General features: G+C 67.2%; 35 protein-coding genes. 31 read left to right on the forward strand and 4 right to left on the reverse strand.

The genetic code is table 11. The annotated features are described in order from the left end of the window. Positions 1-2: 2 nt before the first annotated feature. From rplP to truA, 23 genes are all read left to right on the forward strand, one after another. Positions 3-422 carry a 50S ribosomal protein L16 gene (gene rplP, locus ACIQD6_RS00645; protein WP_401876691.1) on the forward strand — a complete coding sequence of 140 codons (420 nt, stop codon included), beginning with the start codon at positions 3-5 and terminating at the stop codon, positions 420-422. Further along, a complete protein-coding gene (gene rpmC / locus ACIQD6_RS00650; protein WP_030351440.1) occupies positions 422-646 on the forward strand; it encodes a 50S ribosomal protein L29 in 225 nt (74 codons plus the stop codon). The genes rplP and rpmC overlap by 1 nt, the downstream gene beginning before the upstream one ends. After that, positions 646-930, forward strand: a complete 285-nt coding sequence (gene rpsQ, locus ACIQD6_RS00655) for a 30S ribosomal protein S17 (protein WP_401876693.1) — start codon at positions 646-648, stop codon at positions 928-930. Before rpmC ends, rpsQ begins: the two co-directional genes overlap by 1 nt. Positions 931-1049: 119 nt before the next feature. Beyond that, positions 1050-1418 (forward strand): 50S ribosomal protein L14, encoded by a 369-nt coding sequence (gene rplN, locus ACIQD6_RS00660; RefSeq protein WP_003966950.1) that lies wholly within the window; start codon positions 1050-1052, stop codon positions 1416-1418. A 2-nt stretch (positions 1419-1420) separates the two neighbouring features. Beyond that, entirely contained in the window at positions 1421-1744 is a 324-nt protein-coding gene (rplX, locus tag ACIQD6_RS00665) for a 50S ribosomal protein L24 (RefSeq protein ID WP_401876694.1), read from the forward strand. Then, a complete protein-coding gene (gene rplE / locus ACIQD6_RS00670; protein ID WP_401876696.1) occupies positions 1744-2304 on the forward strand; it encodes a 50S ribosomal protein L5 in 561 nt (186 codons plus the stop codon). Before rplX ends, rplE begins: the two co-directional genes overlap by 1 nt. Positions 2305-2306: 2 nt before the next feature. Next, positions 2307-2492, forward strand: a complete 186-nt coding sequence (locus tag ACIQD6_RS00675) for a type Z 30S ribosomal protein S14 (RefSeq protein ID WP_003948630.1) — start codon at positions 2307-2309, stop codon at positions 2490-2492. A 214-nt stretch (positions 2493-2706) separates the two neighbouring features. After that, on the forward strand, positions 2707-3105 hold the full coding sequence (gene rpsH / locus ACIQD6_RS00680; protein ID WP_319680019.1) for a 30S ribosomal protein S8: 399 nt from the start codon (positions 2707-2709) through the stop codon (positions 3103-3105). A gap of 21 nt (positions 3106-3126) precedes the next feature. Continuing rightward, complete coding sequence (gene rplF / locus ACIQD6_RS00685; RefSeq protein ID WP_401876698.1) at positions 3127-3666, forward strand: 50S ribosomal protein L6; 540 nt, start codon at positions 3127-3129, stop codon at positions 3664-3666. 3 nt (positions 3667-3669) lie between these two features. After that, positions 3670-4053: a 50S ribosomal protein L18 gene (gene rplR / locus ACIQD6_RS00690; protein WP_093799540.1), complete on the forward strand. Its 384-nt coding sequence runs from the start codon at positions 3670-3672 to the stop codon at positions 4051-4053. 47 nt (positions 4054-4100) lie between these two features. Further along, positions 4101-4703, forward strand: coding sequence for a 30S ribosomal protein S5 (rpsE, locus tag ACIQD6_RS00695; protein ID WP_030351447.1), 603 nt, complete (start codon positions 4101-4103; stop codon positions 4701-4703). After that, entirely contained in the window at positions 4703-4885 is a 183-nt protein-coding gene (gene rpmD, locus ACIQD6_RS00700; protein ID WP_041985698.1) for a 50S ribosomal protein L30, read from the forward strand. Before rpsE ends, rpmD begins: the two co-directional genes overlap by 1 nt. Position 4886: 1 nt before the next feature. After that, positions 4887-5342, forward strand: coding sequence for a 50S ribosomal protein L15 (rplO, locus tag ACIQD6_RS00705; protein ID WP_401876700.1), 456 nt, complete (start codon positions 4887-4889; stop codon positions 5340-5342). Between the two features lie 256 nt (positions 5343-5598). Further along, the gene (secY, locus tag ACIQD6_RS00710; protein WP_401876701.1) at positions 5599-6918 is read left to right on the forward strand and encodes a preprotein translocase subunit SecY; all 1320 of its coding nucleotides are present in this window, start codon (positions 5599-5601) and stop codon (positions 6916-6918) included. After that, positions 6918-7583 (forward strand): adenylate kinase, encoded by a 666-nt coding sequence (locus ACIQD6_RS00715; RefSeq protein ID WP_401876703.1) that lies wholly within the window; start codon positions 6918-6920, stop codon positions 7581-7583. Before secY ends, ACIQD6_RS00715 begins: the two co-directional genes overlap by 1 nt. Positions 7584-7718: 135 nt before the next feature. After that, positions 7719-8555 carry a type I methionyl aminopeptidase gene (map, locus tag ACIQD6_RS00720; RefSeq protein ID WP_401876705.1) on the forward strand — a complete coding sequence of 279 codons (837 nt, stop codon included), beginning with the start codon at positions 7719-7721 and terminating at the stop codon, positions 8553-8555. A 211-nt stretch (positions 8556-8766) separates the two neighbouring features. Next, positions 8767-8988 (forward strand): translation initiation factor IF-1, encoded by a 222-nt coding sequence (gene infA / locus ACIQD6_RS00725; RefSeq protein WP_003956442.1) that lies wholly within the window; start codon positions 8767-8769, stop codon positions 8986-8988. Between the two features lie 57 nt (positions 8989-9045). Further along, complete coding sequence (rpmJ, locus tag ACIQD6_RS00730) at positions 9046-9159, forward strand: 50S ribosomal protein L36 (RefSeq protein WP_003956441.1); 114 nt, start codon at positions 9046-9048, stop codon at positions 9157-9159. 196 nt (positions 9160-9355) lie between these two features. Further along, positions 9356-9736, forward strand: coding sequence for a 30S ribosomal protein S13 (rpsM, locus tag ACIQD6_RS00735; RefSeq protein ID WP_366393636.1), 381 nt, complete (start codon positions 9356-9358; stop codon positions 9734-9736). Positions 9737-9805: 69 nt separating this feature from the next. Then, positions 9806-10210, forward strand: a complete 405-nt coding sequence (gene rpsK, locus ACIQD6_RS00740; RefSeq protein WP_003956432.1) for a 30S ribosomal protein S11 — start codon at positions 9806-9808, stop codon at positions 10208-10210. Positions 10211-10344: 134 nt separating this feature from the next. Then, entirely contained in the window at positions 10345-11367 is a 1023-nt protein-coding gene (locus tag ACIQD6_RS00745) for a DNA-directed RNA polymerase subunit alpha (protein WP_003956430.1), read from the forward strand. Between the two features lie 136 nt (positions 11368-11503). Next, positions 11504-12001: a 50S ribosomal protein L17 gene (rplQ, locus tag ACIQD6_RS00750; protein WP_401876707.1), complete on the forward strand. Its 498-nt coding sequence runs from the start codon at positions 11504-11506 to the stop codon at positions 11999-12001. Between the two features lie 79 nt (positions 12002-12080). Next, positions 12081-12968 (forward strand): tRNA pseudouridine(38-40) synthase TruA, encoded by an 888-nt coding sequence (truA, locus tag ACIQD6_RS00755; protein WP_401876709.1) that lies wholly within the window; start codon positions 12081-12083, stop codon positions 12966-12968. 29 nt (positions 12969-12997) lie between these two features. Here truA and ACIQD6_RS00760 read toward each other — a convergent pair whose 3' ends face one another. Then, a complete protein-coding gene (locus tag ACIQD6_RS00760) occupies positions 12998-14062 on the reverse strand; it encodes a hypothetical protein (RefSeq protein WP_401876711.1) in 1065 nt (354 codons plus the stop codon). 103 nt (positions 14063-14165) lie between these two features. On the opposite strand from ACIQD6_RS00760, the gene ACIQD6_RS00765 reads away from it, so the two are divergent. From ACIQD6_RS00765 to glmM, 4 genes are all read left to right on the forward strand, one after another. Continuing rightward, complete coding sequence (locus ACIQD6_RS00765) at positions 14166-15794, forward strand: ABC-F family ATP-binding cassette domain-containing protein (RefSeq protein ID WP_401876712.1); 1629 nt, start codon at positions 14166-14168, stop codon at positions 15792-15794. Positions 15795-16137: 343 nt separating this feature from the next. Next, positions 16138-16581, forward strand: a complete 444-nt coding sequence (gene rplM / locus ACIQD6_RS00770) for a 50S ribosomal protein L13 (protein WP_401876713.1) — start codon at positions 16138-16140, stop codon at positions 16579-16581. Between the two features lie 42 nt (positions 16582-16623). After that, positions 16624-17151, forward strand: coding sequence for a 30S ribosomal protein S9 (gene rpsI, locus ACIQD6_RS00775; protein WP_401876715.1), 528 nt, complete (start codon positions 16624-16626; stop codon positions 17149-17151). Positions 17152-17345: 194 nt separating this feature from the next. Continuing rightward, positions 17346-18704: a phosphoglucosamine mutase gene (gene glmM, locus ACIQD6_RS00780; RefSeq protein ID WP_401876717.1), complete on the forward strand. Its 1359-nt coding sequence runs from the start codon at positions 17346-17348 to the stop codon at positions 18702-18704. Positions 18705-19041: 337 nt separating this feature from the next. Here glmM and ACIQD6_RS00785 read toward each other — a convergent pair whose 3' ends face one another. Further along, positions 19042-20124 carry a helix-turn-helix domain-containing protein gene (locus ACIQD6_RS00785; protein WP_401876718.1) on the reverse strand — a complete coding sequence of 361 codons (1083 nt, stop codon included), beginning with the start codon at positions 20122-20124 and terminating at the stop codon, positions 19042-19044. Between the two features lie 372 nt (positions 20125-20496). Between ACIQD6_RS00785 and ACIQD6_RS00790 the strand changes: the two genes are divergently transcribed. Continuing rightward, a complete protein-coding gene (locus tag ACIQD6_RS00790) occupies positions 20497-20787 on the forward strand; it encodes a hypothetical protein (RefSeq protein ID WP_401876720.1) in 291 nt (96 codons plus the stop codon). A 119-nt stretch (positions 20788-20906) separates the two neighbouring features. Here the strand turns inward: ACIQD6_RS00790 and ACIQD6_RS00795 are convergent, their stop codons facing one another. After that, positions 20907-21245, reverse strand: coding sequence for a transposase (locus ACIQD6_RS00795; protein WP_401876721.1), 339 nt, complete (start codon positions 21243-21245; stop codon positions 20907-20909). Positions 21246-21305: 60 nt separating this feature from the next. Then, entirely contained in the window at positions 21306-22733 is a 1428-nt protein-coding gene (locus tag ACIQD6_RS00800; protein ID WP_401876722.1) for an amidase, read from the reverse strand. A gap of 125 nt (positions 22734-22858) precedes the next feature. Here ACIQD6_RS00800 and ACIQD6_RS00805 point away from each other — a divergent pair, with 125 nt between their 5' ends. From ACIQD6_RS00805 to ACIQD6_RS00815, 3 genes are all read left to right on the forward strand, one after another. Further along, entirely contained in the window at positions 22859-23452 is a 594-nt protein-coding gene (locus tag ACIQD6_RS00805; protein WP_401876724.1) for a TetR/AcrR family transcriptional regulator, read from the forward strand. 49 nt (positions 23453-23501) lie between these two features. Then, positions 23502-23840, forward strand: coding sequence for a cupin domain-containing protein (locus ACIQD6_RS00810; RefSeq protein ID WP_401876725.1), 339 nt, complete (start codon positions 23502-23504; stop codon positions 23838-23840). A 350-nt stretch (positions 23841-24190) separates the two neighbouring features. Then, positions 24191-24844 (forward strand): hypothetical protein, encoded by a 654-nt coding sequence (locus tag ACIQD6_RS00815; RefSeq protein WP_401876726.1) that lies wholly within the window; start codon positions 24191-24193, stop codon positions 24842-24844. The last annotated feature ends 103 nt before the right edge of the window (positions 24845-24947 follow it).

Consider the following 24947-nt stretch of genomic DNA (forward strand, 5'->3'; position numbering starts at 1 on the left):
AAATGCTGATCCCCCGTAGGGTCAAGCACCGCAAGCAGCACCACCCGAAGCGCAGCGGAATGTCCAAGGGTGGGACGCAGGTTGCGTTCGGCGAGTACGGCATCCAGGCGCTGACCCCCGCGTACGTGACGAACCGTCAGATCGAGGCCGCTCGTATCGCGATGACCCGTCACATCAAGCGTGGCGGAAAGGTCTGGATCAACATCTACCCGGACCGTCCGCTCACCAAGAAGCCTGCCGAGACCCGCATGGGTTCCGGTAAGGGTTCCCCCGAGTGGTGGATCGCGAACGTCAAGCCCGGTCGGGTGATGTTCGAGCTGTCCTACCCGAACGAGAAGACTGCGCGTGAGGCGCTTACCCGCGCTGCTCACAAGCTTCCGATGAAGTGCCGGATCGTTCGGCGCGAGGCAGGTGAGTCGTGATGGCGGCCGTGACCAAGGCGTCCGAACTGCGCGAGCTGGGCAACGAGGAGCTTGTCGCCAAGCTCCGCGAGGCCAAGGAAGAGCTGTTCAATCTCCGCTTCCAGGCGGCGACCGGCCAGCTCGAGAACCACGGGCGTCTCAAGCTCGTGCGCAAGGACATCGCGCGGATCTACACCCTGATGCGTGAGCGCGAGCTGGGCATCGAGACGGTGGAGAGCGCCTGATGACTGAGAGCAACGTGACCGAGACCAAGATCGCCCGCGGCGACCGCAAGACCCGTGAGGGCCTTGTCGTCAGCGACAAGATGGACAAGACCGTCGTCGTCGCTGTCGAGGACCGCGTGAAGCACGCCCTGTACGGCAAGGTCATCCGCCGTACGAGCAAGCTCAAGGCGCACGACGAGCAGAACGCCGCCGGCATCGGCGACCGCGTCCTCCTGATGGAGACCCGGCCGCAGTCCGCCACGAAGCGGTGGCGCATCGTCGAGATCCTCGAGAAGGCCAAGTAAAACCCCTCCGAGGGGAGTCCCCCTCGGAATAGTTCCGCCAGGCTCGGTGGGGCCCCGCACGTCGACTCACGTCACGCGCGGAGCCCCGCCGGGAACCGGCAGACGATCAGGAGATAGACGTGATCCAGCAGGAGTCGCGACTGCGCGTCGCCGACAACACGGGTGCGAAGGAAATTCTCACCATCCGTGTTCTCGGTGGCTCGGGTCGCCGCTACGCGGGCATCGGTGACGTCATCGTCGCCACCGTCAAGGACGCGATCCCCGGTGGCAACGTGAAGAAGGGTGACGTCGTCAAGGCGGTCATCGTTCGCACCGTCAAGGAGCGTCGTCGTCAGGACGGCTCGTACATCCGCTTCGACGAGAACGCCGCCGTCATTCTGAAGAACGACGGCGACCCTCGCGGCACCCGTATCTTCGGCCCGGTGGGCCGTGAGCTGCGCGAGAAGAAGTTCATGAAGATCATCTCGCTCGCGCCGGAGGTGCTGTAAGCATGAAGATCAAGAAGGGCGACCTGGTTCAGGTCATCACCGGTAAGGACAAGGGCAAGCAGGGCAAGGTCATTGTGGCCTACCCCACGCAGGACCGTGTTCTCGTCGAGGGTGTCAACCGGGTCAAGAAGCACACCAAGGCCGGTCAGACGGCCCGCGGTTCGCAGACCGGCGGCATTGTGACCACCGAGGCCCCCATCCACATCAGCAACGTTCAGCTGGTCGTGGAGAAGGACGGCAAGAAGGTCGTCTCGCGCGTCGGCTACCGCTTTGACGACGAGGGCAACAAGATCCGCGTTGCCAAGCGGACCGGTGAGGACATCTGATGACTGCGACCACCAACGCGCCGCGTCTGAAGCTGCGCTACCGCGAGGAGATCGCCGGCAAGCTGCGTGAGGAGTTCTCGTACGAGAACGTCATGCAGATCCCCGGTCTCGTCAAGATCGTGGTCAACATGGGTGTGGGCGACGCCGCCCGCGACTCCAAGCTGATCGACGGTGCCATCAAGGACCTCACCACGATCACCGGCCAGAAGCCGTCGGTCACCAAGGCCCGGAAGTCCATCGCGCAGTTCAAGCTGCGTGAGGGTCAGCCGATCGGGTGCCACGTCACCCTCCGCGGTGACCGCATGTGGGAGTTCCTGGACCGTACGCTGTCGCTCGCGCTGCCGCGTATCCGTGACTTCCGCGGTCTGTCGCCGAAGCAGTTCGACGGCCGTGGCAACTACACCTTCGGTCTCACGGAGCAGGTCATGTTCCACGAGATCGACCAGGACAAGATCGACCGGGTCCGGGGCATGGACATCACCGTGGTCACCACGGCGACCAATGACGACGAGGGTCGTGCCCTCCTTCGTCACCTCGGCTTCCCGTTCAAGGAGAACTGACCGTGGCGAAGAAGGCTCTGATCGCTAAGGCCGCCCGTAAGCCGAAGTTCGGTGTACGCGGTTACACCCGCTGCCAGCGCTGCGGCCGGCCCCACTCCGTCTACCGCAAGTTCGGCCTGTGCCGTGTGTGCCTTCGTGAGATGGCGCACCGCGGCGAGCTGCCGGGCGTGACCAAGAGCTCCTGGTAGTCCTCCCTTTCAGGAGAACTGCTCGAAGCTCTCGGTAAGTATCTGGTTGGCGGGAGCCCTCCTTCACATGCCGTAGGCTTGTGGGGTTGGGCGCCCGCCGTCCATAACGACTTACTACGCCGTAGGTCCCCGCACCGCACCCGTCCCGACTCTGATTCGGGGAGAGGGATGGCGCATACAGGAAACCCCGGCGAGAGAGGCCGAAGGCCAACTCATGACCATGACTGATCCCATCGCAGACATGCTCACGCGTCTGCGCAACGCGAACTCGGCATACCACGACGATGTCGTGATGCCGCACAGCAAGATCAAGTCGCACATCGCGGAGATCCTCCAGCAGGAGGGCTTCATCACCGGCTGGAAGGTCGAGGATGCCGAGGTCGGCAAGAACCTCGTCCTGGAGCTGAAGTTCGGCCCGAACCGCGAGCGTTCGATCGCCGGCATCAAGCGCATCTCCAAGCCGGGTCTGCGCGTGTACGCGAAGTCCACCAACCTGCCGAAGGTCCTCGGCGGCCTGGGCGTGGCGATCATCTCCACGTCCCACGGTCTCCTGACCGGTCAGCAGGCAGGCAAGAAGGGCGTAGGTGGGGAAGTCCTCGCCTACGTCTGGTAGTCGGGAACGGAGGAAAAGCTCATGTCGCGAATCGGCAAGCTCCCCATCCAGGTTCCCGCCGGTGTGGACGTCACCATCGATGGCCGTACGGTCGCGGTGAAGGGCCCCAAGGGTTCCCTCTCGCACACCGTTGCCGCGCCGATCGAGGTCACCAAGGGCGAGGACGGCATCCTTTCGGTGCTGCGCCCCAACGACGAGCGTCAGAACAAGGCCCTTCACGGCCTGTCCCGCACGCTGGTGGCGAACATGATCACCGGCGTGACCAAGGGATACACCAAGGCGCTCGAGATCAGCGGTGTCGGTTACCGCGTCCAGGCGAAGGGCTCCAACCTGGAGTTCGCCCTGGGCTACAGCCACCCGATCCTCATCGAGGCCCCCGAGGGCATCACCTTCAAGGTCGAGTCGCCCACGAAGTTCTCCGTCGAGGGCATCGACAAGCAGAAGGTCGGCGAGGTCGCCGCTAACATCCGCAAGCTGCGGAAGCCCGACCCGTACAAGGCCAAGGGCGTCAAGTACGCGGGCGAGGTCATCCGCCGCAAGGTCGGAAAGGCGGGTAAGTAAGCCATGGCATACGGTGTAAAGATCGCCAAGGGTGACGCGTACAAGCGCGCCGCCATCAAGCGTCGCCACATCCGCGTCCGCAAGCACGTCTCCGGCACGCCGGAGCGTCCTCGTCTGGTCGTGACGCGCTCCAACCGCAACATCGTTGCGCAGGTCATCGACGACATCGCGGGCCACACGCTCGCGTCGGCGTCGACCCTGGACACCTCGATCCGCGGTGGCGAGGGCGACAAGAGCGCCCAGGCCCAGCAGGTCGGGGCCCTGGTCGCCGAGCGCGCCAAGGCCGCGGGTGTCGAGGCCGTCGTGTTCGACCGTGGTGGCAACAGGTACGCCGGGCGCATTGCCGCTCTGGCTGACGCCGCCCGCGAAGCCGGGCTGAAGTTCTAAGCCCCGGATCCCGGGACCAACGGACGTAACAGAGAGAGGTAAATCCAATGGCTGGACCCCAGCGCCGCGGAAGCGGTGCCGGTGGCGGCGAGCGGCGGGACCGGAAGGGTCGCGACGGTGGCGCTGCCGCCGAGAAGACCGCTTACGTTGAGCGCGTTGTCGCGATCAACCGCGTTGCCAAGGTTGTGAAGGGTGGTCGTCGCTTCAGCTTCACCGCGCTGGTCGTGGTGGGCGATGGTGACGGCACCGTCGGTGTCGGTTACGGCAAGGCCAAGGAGGTGCCGGCCGCCATCGCCAAGGGTGTTGAGGAGGCCAAGAAGCACTTCTTCAAGGTCCCCCGTATCCAGGGCACCATCCCGCACCCGATCCAGGGCGAGAAGGCCGCGGGCGTCGTCCTGCTCAAGCCGGCTTCCCCCGGTACCGGCGTTATCGCCGGTGGCCCGGTGCGTGCCGTGCTCGAGTGCGCCGGCGTGCACGACATCCTGTCGAAGTCGCTCGGCTCGGACAACGCGATCAACATCGTGCACGCGACCGTGGCGGCCCTTCAGGGCCTGCAGCGTCCCGAGGAGATCGCGGCCCGCCGTGGTCTGCCCCTCGAGGACGTCGCCCCCGCGGCTCTGCTTCGTGCACGTGCGGGAGCGGGTGCGTAATGGCCCGTCTCAAGATCACGCAGACGAAGTCGTACATCGGCAGCAAGCAGAACCACCGCGACACCCTGCGTTCGCTCGGGCTCAAGCGCCTGAACGACGTTGTTGTCAAGGAGGACCGTCCCGAGTTCCGCGGCATGGCCAACACCGTGCGGCACCTCGTAACGGTCGAGGAGGTCGACTGACATGGCGGAGAACAACCCGCTGAAGGTCCACAACCTCCGTCCTGCCCCGGGCGCCAAGACCGCCAAGACCCGTGTGGGTCGTGGTGAGGCGTCCAAGGGTAAGACCGCTGGTCGTGGCACCAAGGGCACCAAGGCCCGTTACCAGGTTCCGGAGCGCTTCGAGGGTGGGCAGATGCCCCTCCACATGCGTCTCCCGAAGCTCAAGGGCTTCAAGAACCCGTTCCGCACCGAGTTCCAGGTGGTGAACCTGGACAAGCTCTCCGCTCTCTACCCCGAGGGTGGCGAGGTCACGGTGGCCGACCTGGTCGCCAAGGGCGCGGTTCGCAAGAACAGCCTCGTCAAGGTCCTGGGCCAGGGCGAGATCTCCGTGGCGCTGCAGGTTTCGGTTGACGCCGTCTCCGGCTCCGCCAAGGAGAAGATTGCCGCCGCCGGCGGCACCGTCACCGAGCTCGTCTGAGACAACTCGATGGCCTGAACATCCGACCGGGGATGCCTCTCATATGGGGCATCCCCGGTTGGTCGTTCCAAGGGGGGCACTGTCGCCGGTAAGGTGGCGTGCATTGTTGCTGTATTGAAGCCGGGGGCTTGCCCCCGGACCCCCGTCGCGCGGAGTGTCCGCAGGGGTTCCACGCGCGGCACCCGCTCGTTCCGTATCCGTCGATCCTCAATACCGTCACCTCTGACGCAGTAGCGCGGGGGTCGCAGGAGGCACCGTGCTCACCGCGTTCGCCCGGGCGTTCAAGACGCCCGACCTGCGCAAGAAGCTGCTCTTCACACTCAGCATCATCGTGCTGTACCGGCTCGGGGCACACGTCCCCGTACCTGGCGTCAGTTACGAGAATGTCCAGACGTGTGTCGACGCGGCCCAGAAGGGCAATAACAGCCTGTTCGGCCTGGTGAACATGTTCAGCGGCGGGGCGCTGCTACAGATTACGATCTTCGCGCTCGGCATCATGCCGTACATCACCGCGAGCATCATCCTCCAGCTGCTGACCGTGGTCATCCCCCGACTGGAGGCCCTCAAGAAAGAGGGTCAGTCCGGTCAGGCCAAGATCACTCAGTACACCCGTTATCTGACGGTCGCCCTCGCCGTGCTCCAGGGCACCGGTCTGGTGGCCACCGCCCGCAGCGGCGCGCTCTTCAGCGGCTGCCCGGTCGCCTCGGAGATCGTCCCCGACCAGTCGATCTTCGTCACCGTCGTCATGGTGATCACCATGACCGCGGGCACCGCGGCCGTCATGTGGCTCGGTGAGCTGATCACCGACCGCGGCATCGGCAACGGCATGTCCATCCTGATGTTCATCTCGATCGCCGCCGGCTTCCCCGGCGCCCTCTGGGCCATCAAGCAGAGCGGCACGCTCGCGAAGGGCTGGATCGAGTTCGGCACGGTCATCCTGATCGGCTTCGTGATGGTGGGCCTGGTCGTCTTCGTCGAGCAGGCGCAGCGCCGGATCCCCGTCCAGTACGCGAAGCGCATGATCGGCCGCAGGTCCTACGGCGGTACGTCGACGTACATCCCGCTGAAGGTGAACCAGGCCGGTGTGATTCCGGTCATCTTCGCGTCGTCGCTGCTCTACATCCCGGCGCTGGTCGCGCAGTTCTCCAGCGGGAACTCCGCCTGGAAAACGTGGATCGAGGCCCACTTCGTCAAGGGCGACCACCCTTACTACATCGCCTCGTACTTCCTGCTGATCGTGTTCTTCGCCTTCTTCTACGTGGCCATCTCGTTCAACCCCGAAGAAGTCGCGGACAACATGAAGAAGTATGGTGGCTTCATCCCGGGTATCCGGGCAGGTCGACCTACTGCCGAGTATCTGAGCTACGTGCTCAACAGGATCACTTGGCCGGGCTCGCTGTACCTGGGTCTGATTGCTCTCGTCCCGACGATGGCGTTGGCAGGCTTCGGCGGTGCGAACCAGAACTTCCCGTTCGGCGGGACGAGCATCCTCATCATCGTGGGTGTGGGTCTGGAGACCGTGAAGCAGATCGAGAGCCAGCTTCAGCAGCGTAATTACGAAGGGTTCCTCCGCTGATGCGAATCGTCCTCGTCGGACCGCCCGGTGCCGGCAAGGGAACGCAGGCTGCGTACCTAGCCGAGAATTTGTCGATCCCGCACATCTCCACGGGCGACCTTTTCCGGGCCAACATCAGCCAGGGCACGGCCCTCGGCAAACAGGCGAAGGCGTACATGGACGCCGGGAACCTGGTGCCCGACGAGGTCACCATCGCGATGGCGCAGGATCGCATGGCCCAGCCGGACGCCGTGAACGGCTTCCTGCTGGACGGCTTCCCGCGCAATGTGTCGCAGGCCAAGGCGCTGGATCAGGCGCTCACGGCGGATGGTGTGCGGTTGGACGCGGTACTCGACCTCGAAGTCCCCGAGGAAGAGGTGGTGAAGCGGATCGCCGGCCGGCGGATCTGCCGTAACAACAGCGCGCATGTCTTCCACATCACGTACAGCCCGGCGAAGCAGGAAGGCGTCTGTGACGCCTGCGGCGGCGAGCTGTACCAGCGGGAGGACGACTCCGAGGAGACCGTACGGACTCGCCTGGAGGTCTACCACACGCAGACCGAGCCGATCATCGACCACTACAAGGCCCAGGGCCTGGTGGTCACGATCTCCGCGCTCGGCAAGGTCACCGAGGTGACCGAGCGCGCGATGGAGGCTCTGAAGCAGGACCCGGCCTCGCAGGGTTGAGCAGTAAGCAGTGCTGAGCGGTAAGCAGCAGTAGCGCAGGTACGGCCGTGGCGTCCGTCGGACACCACGGCCGTACTGTTTAGCGGTTCGAATGGTTCGAACGGTTTCGCAGACAGTCAGGTGGAAGGCACAGGCATGGTGCAGATCAAGACTCCCGAGCAGATCGCGAAGATGCGCGAGGCGGGACTGGTCGTCGCCGCCGTGCACGCGGCCACCGGCGAGGCCGCGGTGCCCGGCGCCACCACCCGGGATCTGGACCAGGTCGCCCGCAAGGTGCTCGCGGACCACGGCGCCAAGCCGAACTTCCTCGGGTACGGCGGGTTCCCCGCGACCATCTGCACCTCGGTCAACGAGGTCGTCGTCCATGGCATCCCGGACGACAAGACCGTCCTCAAGGACGGCGACATCATCTCCGTCGACGCCGGCGCGATCATCGACGGCTGGCACGGCGACGCGGCCTTCACCGCGTTCGTCGGCACCGGTCACGCCCCGGAGCTGGTCGAGCTCTCCCGGGTGACCGAGGAGTCGATGTGGGCCGGTATCGCGGCGATGCGGACCGGCAACCGGCTGGTGGACGTCTCCCGTGCGATCGAGACGTACATCCGCCGCCAGCCCCGTCCGGGCGGCGGCAAGTACGGGATCATCGAGGAGTACGGCGGCCACGGCATCGGCACCGAGATGCACATGGACCCGCACCTGCTGAACTACGTCACCCGCAAGCGCGGCAAGGGCCCGAAGCTGATCCCGGGATTCTGCCTGGCGATCGAGCCGATGGTGTCGCTCGGGACGCCCCGCACCGAGGTGCTGGAGGACGAGTGGACGGTCATCACGACCGACGGCACCTGGTCCTCGCACTGGGAGCACTCGGTGGCGCTCACCGAGCAGGGCCCGCTGGTCCTGACGTCGCCGGACGGCGGCAAGGCGAAGCTCGCGGAGCTGGGTGTGACAGCGGCTCCCGACCCGCTCGCCTGAGCCTCCGGGGCCCGTCCAGGGCCTGTCCGGCGGAGCCTGAGAGACAGCGTGAGGAAGACGGTCCGCTTAAAAATCTCCGGCAGTGGGCAAACTCCACGGATTCGTCTTTTCGAGTGTGCTGCCGTAGACTGACGCGTCGGCTCTGGTGCACCCGTGTGTCTGCATGCGATTGCCAGAAACCGACCAAGGTAGCCGATTCGAAGGGCGAAGCGTGGCCAAGAAGCAAGGTGCCATCGAAATTGAGGGCACCGTGATCGAGTCCCTCCCGAACGCCATGTTCAAGGTGGAGCTCCAGAACGGTCACAAGGTCCTCGCGCACATCAGCGGCAAGATGCGGATGCACTACATCCGAATCCTGCCCGATGACCGGGTCGTGGTGGAGCTGTCTCCGTACGACCTGACGCGTGGCCGGATCGTCTACCGATACAAGTAGATCTTGCCGACGCTCCTTCCGGGGAGCGTTTGCACTGACCCGGAGAACCTCAATCCCATGAAGGTCAAGCCGAGCGTCAAGAAGATCTGCGACAAGTGCAAGGTGATCCGCCGTCACGGCCGGGTCATGGTCATCTGCGACAACCTGCGCCACAAGCAGCGCCAGGGCTGACGTACGACCGCCTTTCTCTTCGCAGTACTTCGCGCGACGCGAGCAACTCGTAATAACGCAGTGTCCGGCTCCCACACGGTGGGACCGACACCTCCGGCGGAGGCCGGGGACCCGGACCGTGCCGCTCTCTTCCGAGAGGCGGACGGCAGCCGGGACAGACGCTGCGGAAGACCTCCGACACCATCAGGAGCCATGAATGGCACGCCTCGCAGGCGTTGACCTCCCGCGCGAAAAGCGCGTCGAGGTCGCCCTTACGTACGTCTTCGGTATCGGGCGCACCCGGTCCAAGGAGACCCTCGCCGCCGTTGGCGTGGACGCCAACGTCCGTGTTCGCGACCTTGCCGAGGAAGACCTCGTCAAGATCCGTGAGTACGTCGACGCCAACCTCAAGACCGAGGGTGACCTTCGTCGCGAGATCGCCGCCGACATCCGCCGCAAGGTCGAGATCGGCTGCTACCAGGGTCTGCGTCACCGCCGTGGCCTGCCGGTGCACGGTCAGCGCACCAGCACGAACGCTCGTACCCGCAAGGGCCCGCGTCGCGCCATCGCCGGTAAGAAGAAGCCGGGCAAGAAGTAGTCCTCAGCGGACGCTCACCAGCGGTCTTCGCTGTAGGACCGACCACCTCCACCGCAGGAGTTCAAAAGAATGCCTCCTAAGGGCCGTCAGGGCGCAGCCAAGAAGGTGCGCCGCAAGGAAAAGAAGAACGTCGCTCATGGGCACGCCCACATCAAGAGCACGTTCAACAACACCATCGTCTCGATCACGGACCCCTCGGGCAACGTGATCTCCTGGGCCTCCGCCGGCCACGTCGGCTTCAAGGGCTCGCGCAAGTCCACCCCCTTCGCCGCGCAGATGGCCGCCGAGTCGGCCGCCCGTCGCGCGCAGGAGCACGGCATGCGCAAGGTCGACGTCTTCGTCAAGGGTCCCGGCTCCGGCCGTGAGACCGCGATCCGTTCGCTCCAGGCCACCGGCCTGGAGGTGGGCTCGATCCAGGACGTCACCCCCACCCCGCACAACGGCTGCCGCCCGCCGAAGCGTCGCCGCGTCTGATTTCGCTGTCCCCTCGTACGTCTTGTACGTAGAGGGGAACAGCTCGCGGGCGGTACGGCGCTTCGGTGCCGTGCCGCCCGTACCCTTGTTCCTGTTGGCATCAAATAGTGGGTGCCAAGACTGGAGGCAACACCATGCTTATCGCTCAGCGTCCTTCGCTGACCGAAGAGGTCGTCGACGAATACCGCTCGCGGTTCGTCATCGAGCCGCTGGAGCCGGGCTTCGGCTACACGCTCGGCAACTCTCTCCGCCGTACGCTCCTCTCCTCGATCCCCGGTGCCGCTGTCACCAGCATCCGGATCGACGGGGTCCTGCACGAGTTCACCACCGTGCCGGGCGTCAAGGAGGACGTCACCGACCTCATCCTCAACATCAAGCAGCTGGTCGTCTCCTCGGAGCACGACGAGCCGGTCGTGATGTACCTGCGCAAGCAGGGTCCCGGCCTGGTCACCGCTGCTGACATCGCCCCGCCGGCCGGTGTCGAGGTCCACAACCCGGACCTCGTCCTCGCGACGCTGAACGGCAAGGGCAAGCTGGAGATGGAGCTGACCGTCGAGCGCGGTCGCGGCTACGTCTCCGCCGTCCAGAACAAGCAGGTGGGCCAGGAGATCGGCCGTATTCCGGTCGACTCCATCTACTCGCCGGTGCTCAAGGTCACGTACAAGGTCGAGGCGACCCGTGTCGAGCAGCGCACCGACTTCGACAAGCTGATCGTCGACGTCGAGACCAAGCAGGCCATGCGGCCGCGTGACGCCATGGCGTCCGCCGGTAAGACGCTGGTCGAGCTGTTCGGTCTGGCGCGCGAGCTCAACATCGACGCCGAGGGCATCGACATGGGCCCGTCGCCGACGGACGCGGCGCTCGCCGCCGATCTCGCCCTGCCGATCGAGGAGCTGGAGCTCACCGTTCGGTCGTACAACTGCCTCAAGCGCGAGGGCATCCACTCCGTGGGTGAGCTCGTGGCGCGTTCCGAGGCCGACCTGCTCGACATCCGTAACTTCGGTGCGAAGTCGATCGACGAGGTCAAGGCGAAGCTGGCCGGCATGGGCCTCGCGCTCAAGGACAGCCCGCCCGGATTCGACCCGACCGCCGCCGCGGACGCCTTCGGCGCCGACGACGACGCGGACGCGGGCTTCGTGGAGACCGAGCAGTACTGACACACCTCCGGCCGGGGTGCCCGAAAGGGTGCCCCGCTCCGGTGCCCCGCGCCGGGGCCATTCCGCAGGGCATCCGCTCTGCGGGAACTGACATCGGTACCTGACACGGCCGGTGCAGATATGAAGGAGTAACACCATGCCGAAGCCCGCCAAGGGTGCCCGTCTGGGCGGCGGCGCCGCGCACGAGAAGCTGCTTCTCGCGAACCTCGCGAAGTCGCTGTTCGAGCACGGCCGTATCACCACGACCGAGGCCAAGGCCCGCCGCCTGCGTCCGGTCGCGGAGCGCTTCATCACGAAGGCGAAGAAGGGCGACATCCACAACCGTCGCCAGGTGCTCCAGTCGATCACGGACAAGAGCATCGTCCACACGCTCTTCACCGAGATCGCCCCGCGCTACGAGAACCGCCCTGGTGGTTACACGCGCATCACCAAGATCGGCAACCGTCGTGGCGACAACGCCCCGATGGCGGTCATCGAGCTGGTCGAGGCCCTGACCGTGGCGCAGGAGGCCACCGGTGAGGCCGAGGCGGCCACGAAGCGCGCGGTCAAGGAAGACGCCCTCAAGAAGGACGAGGCTCCGGCCGAGACCGTCGAGGACGCCAAGCCGGCCGAGTCGGAGTCGAAGGACGCCTGAGCGTTCTGACCGACGGCTTCAGGACGGGCCCGCTCCCTCACGGGGGCGGGCCCGTTCCGTTTCGAGAGGATCCGACAAGGTGAGTCAGGCAGGGCAGGTGGGCGAGGACGTCGAGGGCGCGGCGCCCGGACACGTACGGGTGCGCCTCGACCTCAGTTACGACGGCAAGGACTTCTCCGGCTGGGCGAAGCAGAAGACCCGGCGCACGGTCCAGGGGGAGATCGAGGACGCGCTGCGTACGGTGACGCGGTCCTCGCGTACGTACGAGCTGACCGTCGCGGGGCGTACGGACGCGGGCGTGCACGCGCGCGGGCAGGTCGCCCATGTCGATCTGCCCCAGGACGTGTGGGCCGAGCACCGGGAGCGGCTGCTGCGGCGGCTCGCGGGGCGCCTCGGTCATGACGTACGGGTCTGGAAGGTCGCCGAGGCGCCCGCGGGCTTCAACGCGCGTTTCTCGGCCGTCTGGCGGCGCTACGCGTACCGGGTGGTCGACCACCCGGGGGGCGTCGACCCGCTGCTGCGCGGCCATGTGCTGTGGCACGACTGGCCGTTGGACGTGGCCGCGATGAACGCGGCGTCCGCCGGGCTGCTCGGTGAGCACGACTTCGCGGCGTACTGCAAGAAGCGCGAGGGCGCGACGACCATCCGTACCCTCCAGCGGCTGGAGTGGGAGCGGGACGCGCACGGTGTGATCACCGCGACCGTGCGGGCCGACGCCTTCTGCCACAACATGGTGCGTTCGCTGGTGGGCGCGCTGCTGTTCGTGGGCGACGGGCACCGGCCGGTCGACTGGCCGGCGAAGGTGCTGGCGGCGGGGGTGCGGGACTCGGCGGTGCATGTCGTACGGCCGCACGGGCTCACGCTGGAGGAAGTCGGCTATCCGGCCGACGAGTTGCTGGGCGCCCGTAACCGCCAGGCGCGCAACAAGCGCACACTGGGCGGTATTCAGGACAGCGGCTGCTGCTGAGGCCGGGCAGCCGGTGGCGGCCCACTGCTCTACCGCTCGACCGGAGCCGTGGCCGCCGCCGAGGCCTGGGCCCGTCCGCGCCCGAGGATCTGACGGAACGTGAACTCCGCGATGTCGTCACCGGTGGTGTAGACGTCCTTGTCGGACGTCGTGACGTTCTTGCCGTTCGTGAAGCCGCCGACCGTGAAGTACAGGTAGCGGCCGTACGAGTTGGTGGTCCTGCGGCAGACCGAGGGGGCCCGGCAGAAGGTCGGGACACCGGCGCCGGAGAGCGAGGCGATGCCGCCCTCCGCCTGGTCCTTGGCCTTCAGCGCCTGGGCCTCCTTGTCGAAGACCGCGACACCGACGGTCACGGCGACCCCGTCCTTGCTGTACGTGGCGCGGATGACCTGGTCGCAGCTGTTCGCGGCGAGGATGGAACCGAGTGAACCCTGGGCGGACGCGGCGCAGTTGGTGGTCTGTGTCGTGGCGCCCTTCATGTAGAGGCGGCTGCCCATCGCGAGCCTCCGGCCGGGGTACAGGGTGTCGGCGCTCAGCGGCGCCTTGTCCTTGTCCGCGCTGGAGACGTAGTCCTTCGGGTTCGGCGGGGGCAGCGGCTCGGCCGAGGGGAAGGACGGTCCTGCCGCGCTGCCCTGATCGGTCGGATCGGTGACCGTGCTGGGCAGTTCGGTCGCGCTCTGGCCCGAGGCGGTGTTCTGGCCGTCGCCGTCCATGGAGACGACGGCGGTCGCCACGATCGCGGCGACCGTGGCGGTCGCGACCGCGCCGCCGCCGATCAGCAGCCACCGCTTGCGGCGGGTGCGCGCGGCGGACTCGTCCGCGAGGGCGCCCCAATCCGGTGTCCGTGCGGCATACGCGTCCTGAGATGCGTACGGATCGGGTGTGACGTACGGATCAGGTGTGGCGTACGGGTCGGGCGTGCTGTACGGCTCGGGAGTGCCGTACTGGTCCGACGACCGGTGCGCGTCCTGTGATCCGCGCACGTTCCGCGACCTGCCCGTATTCCGGGATCCGTACGGCTTCTGCGCTCCGTACGGGTCATGTCCTGACGAACCGGGGCCGCCCCATGAAGGTCCCCCTTGCCCAAAGCTCATGCCGCGAGTTTAAGGCCGCCCGAGGGGGAGTTGTGCCTCGGAGGCACATGAGAAACGGGGGACGAGGCAAAAGGATTGGGCTCTGGACGCGACTGCACGGACAATGCGGACCATGGGACATGTTGAGGCCGCGCACCTGGAGTACTACCTCCCCGACGGACGGGTGCTCCTCGGCGACGCCTCGTTCCGCGTCGGGGAAGGTTCCGTCGTCGCTCTCGTCGGGGCCAACGGCGCCGGCAAGACAACCCTGTTGCGGCTGATCGCGGGGGAGCTGCGGCCGCACGGCGGAACGGTGACGGTCAGCGGCGGGCTCGGTGTGATGTCGCAGTTCGTGGGGTCGGTACGGGACGAGCGTACGGTCCGTGACCTGCTGGTCTCGGTCGCGCAGCCGCGCGTACGGGAGGCCGCGGCGGCCGTGGACGAGGCCGAGCACGGGATCCTGACCATCGACGACGAGGCCGCGCAGATGCGGTACGCGCAGGCGCTGAGCGACTGGGCGGAGGCGCGCGGGTACGAGGCCGAGACGCTCTGGGACATGTGCACGACGGCGGCGCTGGGTGTCCCGTACGAGAAGGCGCAGTGGCGCGAGCTGCGCACACTGAGCGGCGGCGAGCAGAAGCGGCTGGTGCTGGAGGCGCTGCTGCGCGGGCCCGATGAGGTCCTGCTGCTCGACGAGCCGGACAACTATCTGGACGTGCCGGGCAAGCGGTGGCTGGAGGAGCGGCTGAAGGAGACCCGTAAGACGGTCCTCTTCATCTCCCACGACCGGGAGCTGCTGGCGGGCGCGGCCGAGAAGATCGTGAGTGTGGAGCCGGGGCCCGCCGGTTCCGACGTGTGGGTGCACGGCGGTGGGTTCGGTACGTACCACGAGGCGCGGCGGGAGCGGTTCGCGCGGTTCGAGGAGCTGAAGCGACGCTGGGAGGAGAAGCACGCCCAGCTCAAGCGCCTGGTGATCAACCTGAGGCAGGCGGCCTCGGTCAGCCACGAGATGGCGTCGCGGTACTCGGCGGCGCAGACGCGGCTGCGGAAGTACGAGGAGGCAGGCCCACCGCCCGAGCCGCCGCGCGAGCAGGAGATCACCATGCGCCTGCGCGGCGGGCGCACCGGGGTGCGGGCCGTGACCTGCGAGAACCTGGAGCTCTCCGGCCTGATGAAGCCGTTCTCGCTGGAGATCTACTACGGGGAGCGGGTCGCCGTCCTCGGCTCCAACGGCTCGGGGAAGTCACACTTCCTGCGACTGCTGGCCGGGGACGACGTACGGCACGAGGGGGCGTGGAAGCTGGGCGCGCGGGTCGTGCCCGGACACTTCGCGCAGACGCACGCCCACCCGGAGCTGATGGGGCGCGCGCTGGTCGACATCCTGTGGACGGAGCACGCGAAGGACCGGGGCGGCGCGATGAGCGTCCTGCGCCGGTACGAGCTGGAGCGCCAGGGCGACCAGCCCTTCGACAAGCTCTCGGGCGGCCAGCAGGCGCGCTTCCAGATCCTGCTGCTGGAGCTGTGCGGCACGACGGCGCTGCTGCTGGACGAGCCGACGGACAACCTGGACCTGGAGTCGGCGGAGGCCCTTCAGGAGGGGCTGGAGGCGTACGAGGGCACGGTGCTGGCGGTCACCCACGACCGCTGGTTCGCGCGCTCCTTCGACCGGTATCTGGTGTTCGGCTCGGACGGGGTCGTACGGGAGACGCCGGAGCCGGTGTGGGACGAGCGCAGGGTGGAGCGGGCGCGGTAGCGGGCGTCCGTGCCAGGGTGGAGCCAGGCGCGGGTGGGCGTCCGTGCCAGGGTGGGTGCGGGCCCCTGGGCAGTGTTCGGTCAGTGTTCGGTCCGGGTTTGACAGCGACTGGGCGGTTCCTGGGCAGCCGTTTTGACCCGTACGGCGCACCGACGGTATTCTTCTGGTTCGTTATGCGTATTGGCTTGGTCGTTCTCACGCGAGGGGCCCTTACGCCGGTCTACCGGGCCGATGGACAGCGGCAGGCAGCGGGTTGCGTCCCCGTATGCCGGCCACGGCTGTCGTGATCGTCCGGGTGGCCCAGTCAGGACTCCACTCTCTGAAGAAGCGAAGGCATACGACCGTGCGTACGTACAGCCCCAAGCCCGGCGATGTGACGCGCCAGTGGCACATCATCGACGCGCAGGACATCGTCCTGGGCCGTCTGGCGACCACCGCCGCCAACCTGCTGCGCGGCAAGCACAAGGCCATCTACGCGCCGCACGTTGACACCGGTGACTTCGTCATCATCATCAACGCGGACAAGGTGCACCTGTCCGGCAACAAGCGGACCCAGAAGATGGCGTACCGCCACTCCGGCTACCCGGGTGGTCTGCGCTCCGTCCGCTACGACGAGCTGCTGGCCAAGAACCCCGAGAAGGCCGTCGAGAAGGCCGTCAAGGGCATGATCCCCAAGAACACCCTGGGTCGTCAGATGCTCTCGAAGCTGAAGATCTACTCGGGCGACCAGCACCCGCACGCTGCTCAGCAGCCGGTGCCGTTCGAGATCACCCAGGTCGCGCAGTAGTTCCGGCCACCCCCTAAGACGAAAAGAAATCTGAGGAGCATCGTGGCCGAGACCACTGTTGAAACGCCCGTCGAAGGTGCTGAGGTCGAAGAGACCTACGCCGAGGTGACGACCTTCGAGTCCGAGGTCCCCGTCGAGGGTGAGTACACCTCGGAGTCGCTCGCGGGCCGCTTCGGCGACCCGCAGCCGGCGGCCGGCCTGGGCCGTCGCAAGAACGCCATCGCCCGCGTCCGGATCGTCCCGGGCACCGGCAAGTGGAAGATCAACGGTCGCACCCTTGAGGAGTACTTCCCCAACAAGGTGCACCAGCAGGAAGTCAACGAGCCCTTCAAGGTGCTCGAGCTCGACAACCGCTACGACGTCATCGCCCGTATCTCGGGTGGCGGCGTCTCCGGCCAGGCCGGCGCGCTGCGCCTCGGCGTGGCCCGCGCGCTGAACGAGGCGGACGTGGACAACAACCGCGCCGCGCTGAAGAAGGCCGGCTTCCTGAGCCGCGACGATCGTGCGGTCGAGCGCAAGAAGGCCGGTCTGAAGAAGGCCCGTAAGGCCCCGCAGTACAGCAAGCGCTAAATCGCTCGCTGGCTCGTACCGGCCTCGCGGCCGGTACGAGCTTCGAACGCCCCGGCGGCACTCCGTGCTGCCGGGGCGTTCGTTTTATTGGTTACTCGGGCGTATAACAGCATTAGACGCTCAAAAATCTGCATTATCGGAGCTTTTTTCGTTCAGAACAGTTTGGGTTCTGGGCGATTCTCGGAGGGAGAGCTGTGGGACGACTCTTCGGTACGGATGGCGTGCGAGGTGTCGCCAACGCCGATCTGACGGCGGAGCTGGCGCTCGGGCTGTCGGTCGCCGCGGCGCATGTGCTCGCCGAGGTGGGGACGTTCGAGGGACACCGGCCCACGGCGGTGGTCGGCCGTGATCCCCGCGCGTCCGGCGAATTCCTCGAGGCGGCCGTCGTGGCGGGTCTCGCGAGCGCGGGCGTGGACGTCCTGCGGGTCGGTGTGCTGCCCACCCCCGCGGTCGCGTATCTCACCGGCGCGTTGGGCGCCGACCTCGGCGTGATGCTCTCCGCGAGCCACAACGCCATGCCCGACAACGGCATCAAGTTCTTCGCGCGCGGCGGGCACAAGCTCGCCGACGAGCTGGAGGACCGGATCGAGTCGATCTACGACGAGCACCGCACCGGTGAGCCCTGGCAGCGGCCGACCGGCTCGGGCGTGGGCCGGGTCCGCTCGTACGACGAGGGCTTCGACCAGTACGTGGCCCACCTCATCGGGGTGCTGCCGAACCGGCTCGACGGTCTCAAGGTCGTCCTGGACGAGGCGCACGGCGCGGCGGCCCGGGTGTCGCCGGAGGCCTTCGCGCGGGCCGGCGCCGAGGTCATCACGATCGGCGCCGAGCCGGACGGCCTGAACATCAACGACGGCTGCGGCTCCACGCACCTGAACCTGCTGAAGGCCGCGGTCGTCGAGCACGGCGCGCACTTCGGCATCGCCCACGACGGCGACGCGGACCGCTGCCTCGCCGTGGACGGGGCGGGCGAAGAGGTCGACGGCGACCAGATCCTCGCCGTGCTGGCCCTCGCGATGCGCGAGGCGGGCACGCTGCGCGGGGACGCGGTGGTCGGGACGGTCATGTCCAACCTCGGCTTCAAGATCGCGATGGAGCGCGAGGGCATCCACATGGTCGAGACGGCGGTCGGCGACCGTTACGTACTGGAGTCGATGAAGCAGCACGGCTACGCCCTGGGCGGCGAGCAGTCGGGCCATGTCATCGTCCTCGACCACGCGACGACCGGCGACGGCACCCTGACCGGCCTGATGCTGGCGGCCCGTGTCGCCGCGACGGGCCGTACGCTCGCCGACCTGGCGGGCGTCATGAAGCGGATGCCGCAGGTGCTGGTCAATGTGCCCGACGTCGACAAGTCGCGGGTCACCACCTCGGCGGAACTGGCCGCGGCGGTCACCGAGGCCGAGCGCGAACTGGGCGCCACGGGCCGGGTGTTGCTGCGCTCGTCGGGCACGGAGCCGCTGGTACGGGTCATGGTCGAGGCGGCCGACATCGAGCAGGCGCGGTCGGTGGCGAGCCGGCTGGCGGACGCGGTGAAGTCGGCGCTGGGCTGAGCGAGTTGGGGTGCGTGTGTGGGGCGCGGCCCCCGCGCCCCGCACCAGGTGCTCCGGTCGGTGGACGACACGCGTATCGGATGTCCGCCGGTCCATGGGGGCGGTCCGCTACGGTCGTCCCAGATCGCGGGTACGAATCCCGCCACCGGTCTTCTGGTGAAGTCGAGTTGGTGCAGTCGAGCAGCGTTACGCCCCCTCCGTCCGGAGGGGGCGTTCGTGTTTCCCGGGGCGTGCGTGCCCCTGGGGCCCAGAATCTGTTTGCAATCCCTGCCACTGGGGCTGCCCCCCCCACATCGATCAGGTCGACCCGCGCGTCATCCGCCGACGCGACCACGTGTCATGCGGTCGGCCGGACTTCGGACCGTTTGCTGGCGGCAGCATCGTGGCGGCCGTTGGGAAGAGATGCGGCGGGGGCTTGTGGGGGCGGTATCAGTTCGATCAGAAAGTCCTGGTCGGCGGCGCCGGAGCATCGGCCTTGGACGACTTCCGTCCCTTCCTTGACGTCTTGGCCGCGCAGACTCAGGCACTGGTCGGTGATGACAGGGCGGATCCGGAAGTGAGTCGGGGCCTGTGGGCCGAGGGGCTCGATGCGGAACTGTTGGGCCCGGTTGTCGTCGGCGCAGTCTTCGCGGGGTTCGAGCAGGTCGCGGCCCGCACCGTTCAACAGGACTGTCAGGCAGCCGATGCTGTACTTCGGGTGATGCCATTGGATCTGCACGATGTCCGCGCCGACTGGTTCGAGGAACACGTGCGGCAGGACGGCCTTACTGCAAAGGCGCTGGGCGGCGACCGCGGTCTCGTATTGGCCTGTGCGATCTCTGCCTTCGGTGAGACACGAACCCGGGGTCCGAGCGGGGTGGATGAGAGCCCAACTGCCGACGGCCAGTATGCGCAGCCCGGCTACTGGCATCGCGCCCGGTGGTGTTGGTGACTTGGAGGTGTCGAGCAGACCGCCGATGGCCAGGGCGCCAGCGGCTCCGGTGGTCGCGGCGAGGGCCAGGCCGACTGCTCGGCGCCATAGTGGGCGGCGCGAGGGTACAGATGCACCGGAATCCGGACCATCGCCATCGTCGCCGGTCGGTTCGGGTTCGTCGACGGTTGGTGCGGGTTCGCCGACGGCGATGCGACGGCGCGCCTCCAGCCACTGCCGTACGTCCTCCTCAGCAAGGCCGCATGCGCGGGTGAAAGCGACGACGAACCGTTCTCGCGGCAATGTGGTGCGGCCGAGCGTGGTCGCGATCGTGCTGGCCGGCAGGGTGTCAGTGTGCGCGGTGGCCTTGGCCTCGAGCTGCCGATAGGTCAGTCCGGACCAGGACCGTAACGCGCGCAGCGCTGCGGTGAACTCGGTAGGCGTGCCGACCAGCGCTGGCTTCGGCGCTTGTGCCGGTGACCCGGCTAAGTGACTCCCCGTATCCCTCATGACCTCAGTATGGCCGCACGACAGAGGCGGAACGCGATCCAATCCGGGCAGGTTCGGGTGCGTTCGGAACTCATTGAGCACAGTTCCGAATGCACCCGAACAGCAATCTTTCTTGTGGCGCATGAGTGGCTCGGACAGTCTCGAACTCGGCTGAAGCCGGTCGATCCCGAAGCCTTCGGGACGGCGATCAAGTCAAGGCCAAGCGGGCGCCCGGAACTCGACCGGACCGCTCGGGAAGATCCGGCATTTACTGCGGCAGCTCTGCCCGGGAGGCAATCCGGACAAGCAGACGACACCCCGCTGGCGTGTCGTCGCCCACGGCGGCCCTTGTCCCAACGAACCGAAGGAGCACCTATGCGTTTCCGTGCGGCTGTGGCAGGACTGGGAATCGGAGCGGCATTGGCGCTGGGCGGTGTGTCGGCGCCCGCGCAGGCCGCCCCCCACGACGGAGCCTCTTCTGCTCTGGCGCCCAATTGCAACACGGGCAAGAACCTCACCAACGGGTGGGGGCAGTGCACCACCGCAGGGACCTACAAGTGGCGCGTCCGCGTCTACTGCACGCTGGGAGGGTCCGGGACGAGCAGTATCGTGACTGGCCGGACCCGGACCAACGCGTACTGCAGCTGGGGCAACGTGGAGAGCGTGACCATCGAGCACCTCTGATCCGACCGGACTCCCCGCCGCGCTCGGGGTTCGCCCCGGGGAGTCCGACGTCAGGTGGCGCATACGACCGTTACGCCCCGGTGGCCAAATGGATCAGCGACTCCCCGGACCTGACCCAATCACGTCAGGCTAAGCCTGGGTCTGCGGCTCATCCACCAACGACAAGGGGCCCCGCCGACGTTGACCGGTCGGCGGGGCCTCTTGTTCAGGGCGTGGTCAGTACCCGACGCTGTCGGGGATCTTGGAAGGGCCGTCGGAGTCCTGGGTTGGCGAGCTGGCGCCGGCGGGAGATGGACGTCGATCCGTTCGAGATTGACCGCGATCGCGGTCAGAACATGCTGGACATGCGCCTTCTTCTGGCTTCGGTAGCGGCACTGCCGCATGCCGTGGCCGTTGACCAACTCGCTGATGGTGCTCTCGATGGCGGCCCGCAGCGAGTATCGAAACGCATCGCTCACATGACTCGCCCACCATGATCGGCCACGCCGAGTTTCGAGATCCCCGACAGCGTCAGGTACTCAATCAGCCGGGCCCATGCGCGGGTCGACCGGAGTGAGAACTCCGAGCCGGTCCTCGATCGCCTGGGCCGCGTCCAGGCACAGATCCTCCCGGAAGGCACGCCCGATGATCTGCACTCCGCAAGGGAGCCCGTCGGCCACCCCGGTCGGTACGGCCACACCGGGCACACCGGCGAAGCTTGTCGCGGTGCACAGCCGCATTCCCGACCCGACCCGGTCCCGGCCTGTCCTGTCACGCGACTCCAGCCCCGGCTCGACCGGTGGCTCGGTGAAGACCGGGCCGAGCAACAGCGGGTATGCGTCGAGGAATTCGGCCCATGAGCGGCGGATGCTCATCCACGTGCCCATCAGCTTCATGAACTCGCCCGCGCTCGCGGGCGGGGTCTGCTCCATCGTCATCTCGATATAGCGGTCCCCGCCCTTGCCGAGCAGCTTGCGCACCAGCGGCCAGGTTGGGGCGAACTCGGTCACGGTGATCCGGCCGTACGCATCGAGGGTCTCGTCCAGCCGCGGTACGTCCCGCTCCTCGCGCACGTCGTATCCGGCGTCGCGGAGCGCGTCGGCCGCGGCCGCGACGGCTCCGCGAACCGTGGGGTGTACGCCGTGCCCGCCAGGGTCCGTCACCACCGCGACCTTCACGCGTCCGGGGAGCGGTTCGCCGTAGGCGGGCACCGGCACGGCGCGTGGGTCTCGTGGATCGGTCCCGGCCAGCACTTCGTAAGCGAGCCGCAGGTCGCCCACGCTCCGGGCCAGTGGGCCGTCGGTGACCAGGAACTGGGACGCCGGGCCGGGGTCGTCCGGGCCGAGAACGCGGTGGTCGGCGGGGAACCGGCCCGTGGAGGGCTTCAGCCCGGCCACGCCGCAGAACTGGGCCGGTATACGTATCGATCCACCGGAGTCGTTGCCGAGCCCGAGCGCTGCCATGCCCGTGGCGACGGCCACCGCGTCGCCTCCGCTGGAGCCGCCCGGGGTCCGGCCGCTGTCCCACGGATTGACCGTGTCGCCGAACAGCTCGCTGCGCGTGTGCATCCCCGCCAGGATCAGGGTGGGGATGTTGCTGTGCCCGATGGGAATGGCCCCGGCCGCGCGCAGCCGGGCCACCGGTGGTGCGTCGGCCGACGCCACCAGATCGCGGAAGCGCTCCGTGCCGAACGTGGTCGGCACGCCTTCGACGGCGGTGCTCTCCTTCACCGTGAAAGGCACGCCCGCGAGGGGCCCCAGCGCCTCACCTGCGGCCCGCCGACGATCTGTCTCTGCCGCGGCCTCACGTGCGCGCTCCGCCAGGAGCTGCGTGACCGCGTTCACCCGTGGGTTGATCTCGGCTATGCGATCCAGGTGACTGTCGACCAGTTCGACGGCCGAGACGTCCGCTCCGCGCACAGCCTCCGCCTGTGCGGTGGCCAGCATCTTCCACAGGGCATCCTGCATGGCGTTCTCCTCCCCATCCACGTACCAATGCGCTCGCATCGGAACCGTAGCCTGGAACCGATGCGAGCGCATCGCATAAAGTGCGGTGCGAAGCGGAGTGCTGTGTGTTGAGGAGGTAACCGGGCATGCCCAGGCAGGTGGATCATGTGGGCCGACGCCGCCTCATCGCCGAGGCTGTCTGCCAACTCGCCGACGAGCGTGGGCTGGAGGGCGTGACTCTTCGCGATGTCGCCGCCCGTGCGCAGGTGTCGATGGGCGCGGTTCAGCGGTGCTTCCGTACCAAGGAAGAGATGCTCGTGTTCGCTCTCGGGCACATCGGCGAGCGGATCGGCGAGCGCGTGCAGGCCCGCCTCGTCAGGAGCCCGGCCCAGTCGGCCGGCACCGCCCTGGGCCACGCGGCCACCGAGATCTCACTGCTCCGGGAAGAGCATCGCGCCGAGGCCAGGGTGTGGCTCGCCTTCGTCGCGCAGGCCGCTGTCAGCGAAGCGCTCGCAAGGACGCTGAAGGTGAACTACGCGGCCCTGCAAGAGGCGTTCACCCGCCTCATCTCGGAAGCCGGTGAGGACGCCGACGGCGCCGTGCCCCTCGATCCGCAGCGCGAGACCCGCACCCTCCTCGCCCTTGCGGACGGCCTCACCGTGCACGTCCTCATCGGCCACCTCACCCCGCGAGAGGCACACGACGTCCTCCACGCGCATCTGGCCGGGCTCTGGGAGTGACCGCTCCGGCCGCCATGCTTTCCGCATGTGTTCTGAGAAGGTCACTGTCATGAAGAACGAGCGGGAATTCTTTTCACCGGACGACATGGAGTGGAGCACCGGGCCGCAGCCCGGGACCGCCGAGAGGATTCTGAGCAGGGACGAGGCCGATCCGGACATGCTGACCCGGCTGGTGCGCTGGGAGCCCGGCCTCGACACCTCGCTCTCCGGCGTGATCCGGCACGAGTGGGTCGAGGAGGTCTATTTGCTCGAAGGCGACCTGCACGACCTGACCCTGGATCAGACCATCCGCGCCGGAGACTTCGCCTCCCGGCCTCCGGGCATGGAACACGGCCCGTACCGGACGACCGGAGGCTGCGTGATGCTGGAGATCCGCTACCGGCCGTAAGGCGTGAATCGCAGACGCTCTGCCGGCCCAGTCGCTCCGATTGGTGTCAGCCCAGTGTGAGCTTCCAGTACGCGGCTTCGCGACAACTGTCGTCCGGTGGCCTCACTTCCACCGTGATCGGCATTCCCTTCGCACTCCCGGCTGCACGTACCGGCACGGCTGTCGCTGTCCGTGCTTCTCTCCGGCGCTTCCATGTGGGCGATGGTACGAAGCGTGCTTCCGGCACTCTTGAGCGTTGATGCTCAGGTCCGGCTGAGTAGCTGCCGCTCATTACAACCCGAACCGGCCGAGATTCAGTCGCCGGGCTATCGCGGCCATGCCGCAAAGGGCCCATGGGAGAGGTAGGCCACATGCAGTCATTTCCCCCGTCGTTGTTCTCGGACGGCCCCGTGCTGAGGCTTCTCGAACTCGCCATCGCGGCCCAGGAATCGGGCGGAAAGCTGTCCCTGGACGAAGAGATCCAGCGCTACATCCGCCTGGTACGCCGCGACTGGGTGGCGAACTGGAACTGCTCGGCCTACACCTCGGCAGGGTTGTTGGACTTCGCGGCCGATTCTGTTGCGCAACTGGGTGCGCTCGATTCCTTCCCCTCTGAATTCAGAGAGAAGGTGACGCGTGCGGCCGACGGCATGGGGATACCGGAGTATCTGCGGACCCTGGCAGACCTTGTTCGCATTATTGACCGTCAAGGAGTCCACGAATACCGGGAGTTGCCCATGGGAGGGTCGGAATTCTTGCAGACATTTCCCTTCCTGTTCGGTTTCGATGCCATTCTCATGGACGAGGCCGATGGCCCTTTCGCAGCCGTCGTTCAGTCATTCCTGACCGATGAACACCCGTACTGTCACGAGCGGGCGGTCGCCTGCACCACCGAGGCGCAGCGGGCCCTCGTGCTCTTCCCGGACGCGGATGCGCTCAAGAAACATCTCTCCTGGGCTACCCGTGACAGGCTTCGAGAGCTCATCGCAACCGTCGACGAACACATGCGGCGAGAGCACTCATGACGGCGCGTCGGAGCACGTGCCACCCGCAGCCTTTCCTCCGGGATCTCCGTCAGCTCCACCCCACGCGACGGCACGAACTCGCCCCTGACCACGACGACGGCCC

The sequence above is a fragment of the Streptomyces sp. NPDC088400 genome, from assembly GCF_044753355.1.
In the GTDB taxonomy this organism is placed as follows: domain Bacteria; phylum Actinomycetota; class Actinomycetes; order Streptomycetales; family Streptomycetaceae; genus Streptomyces.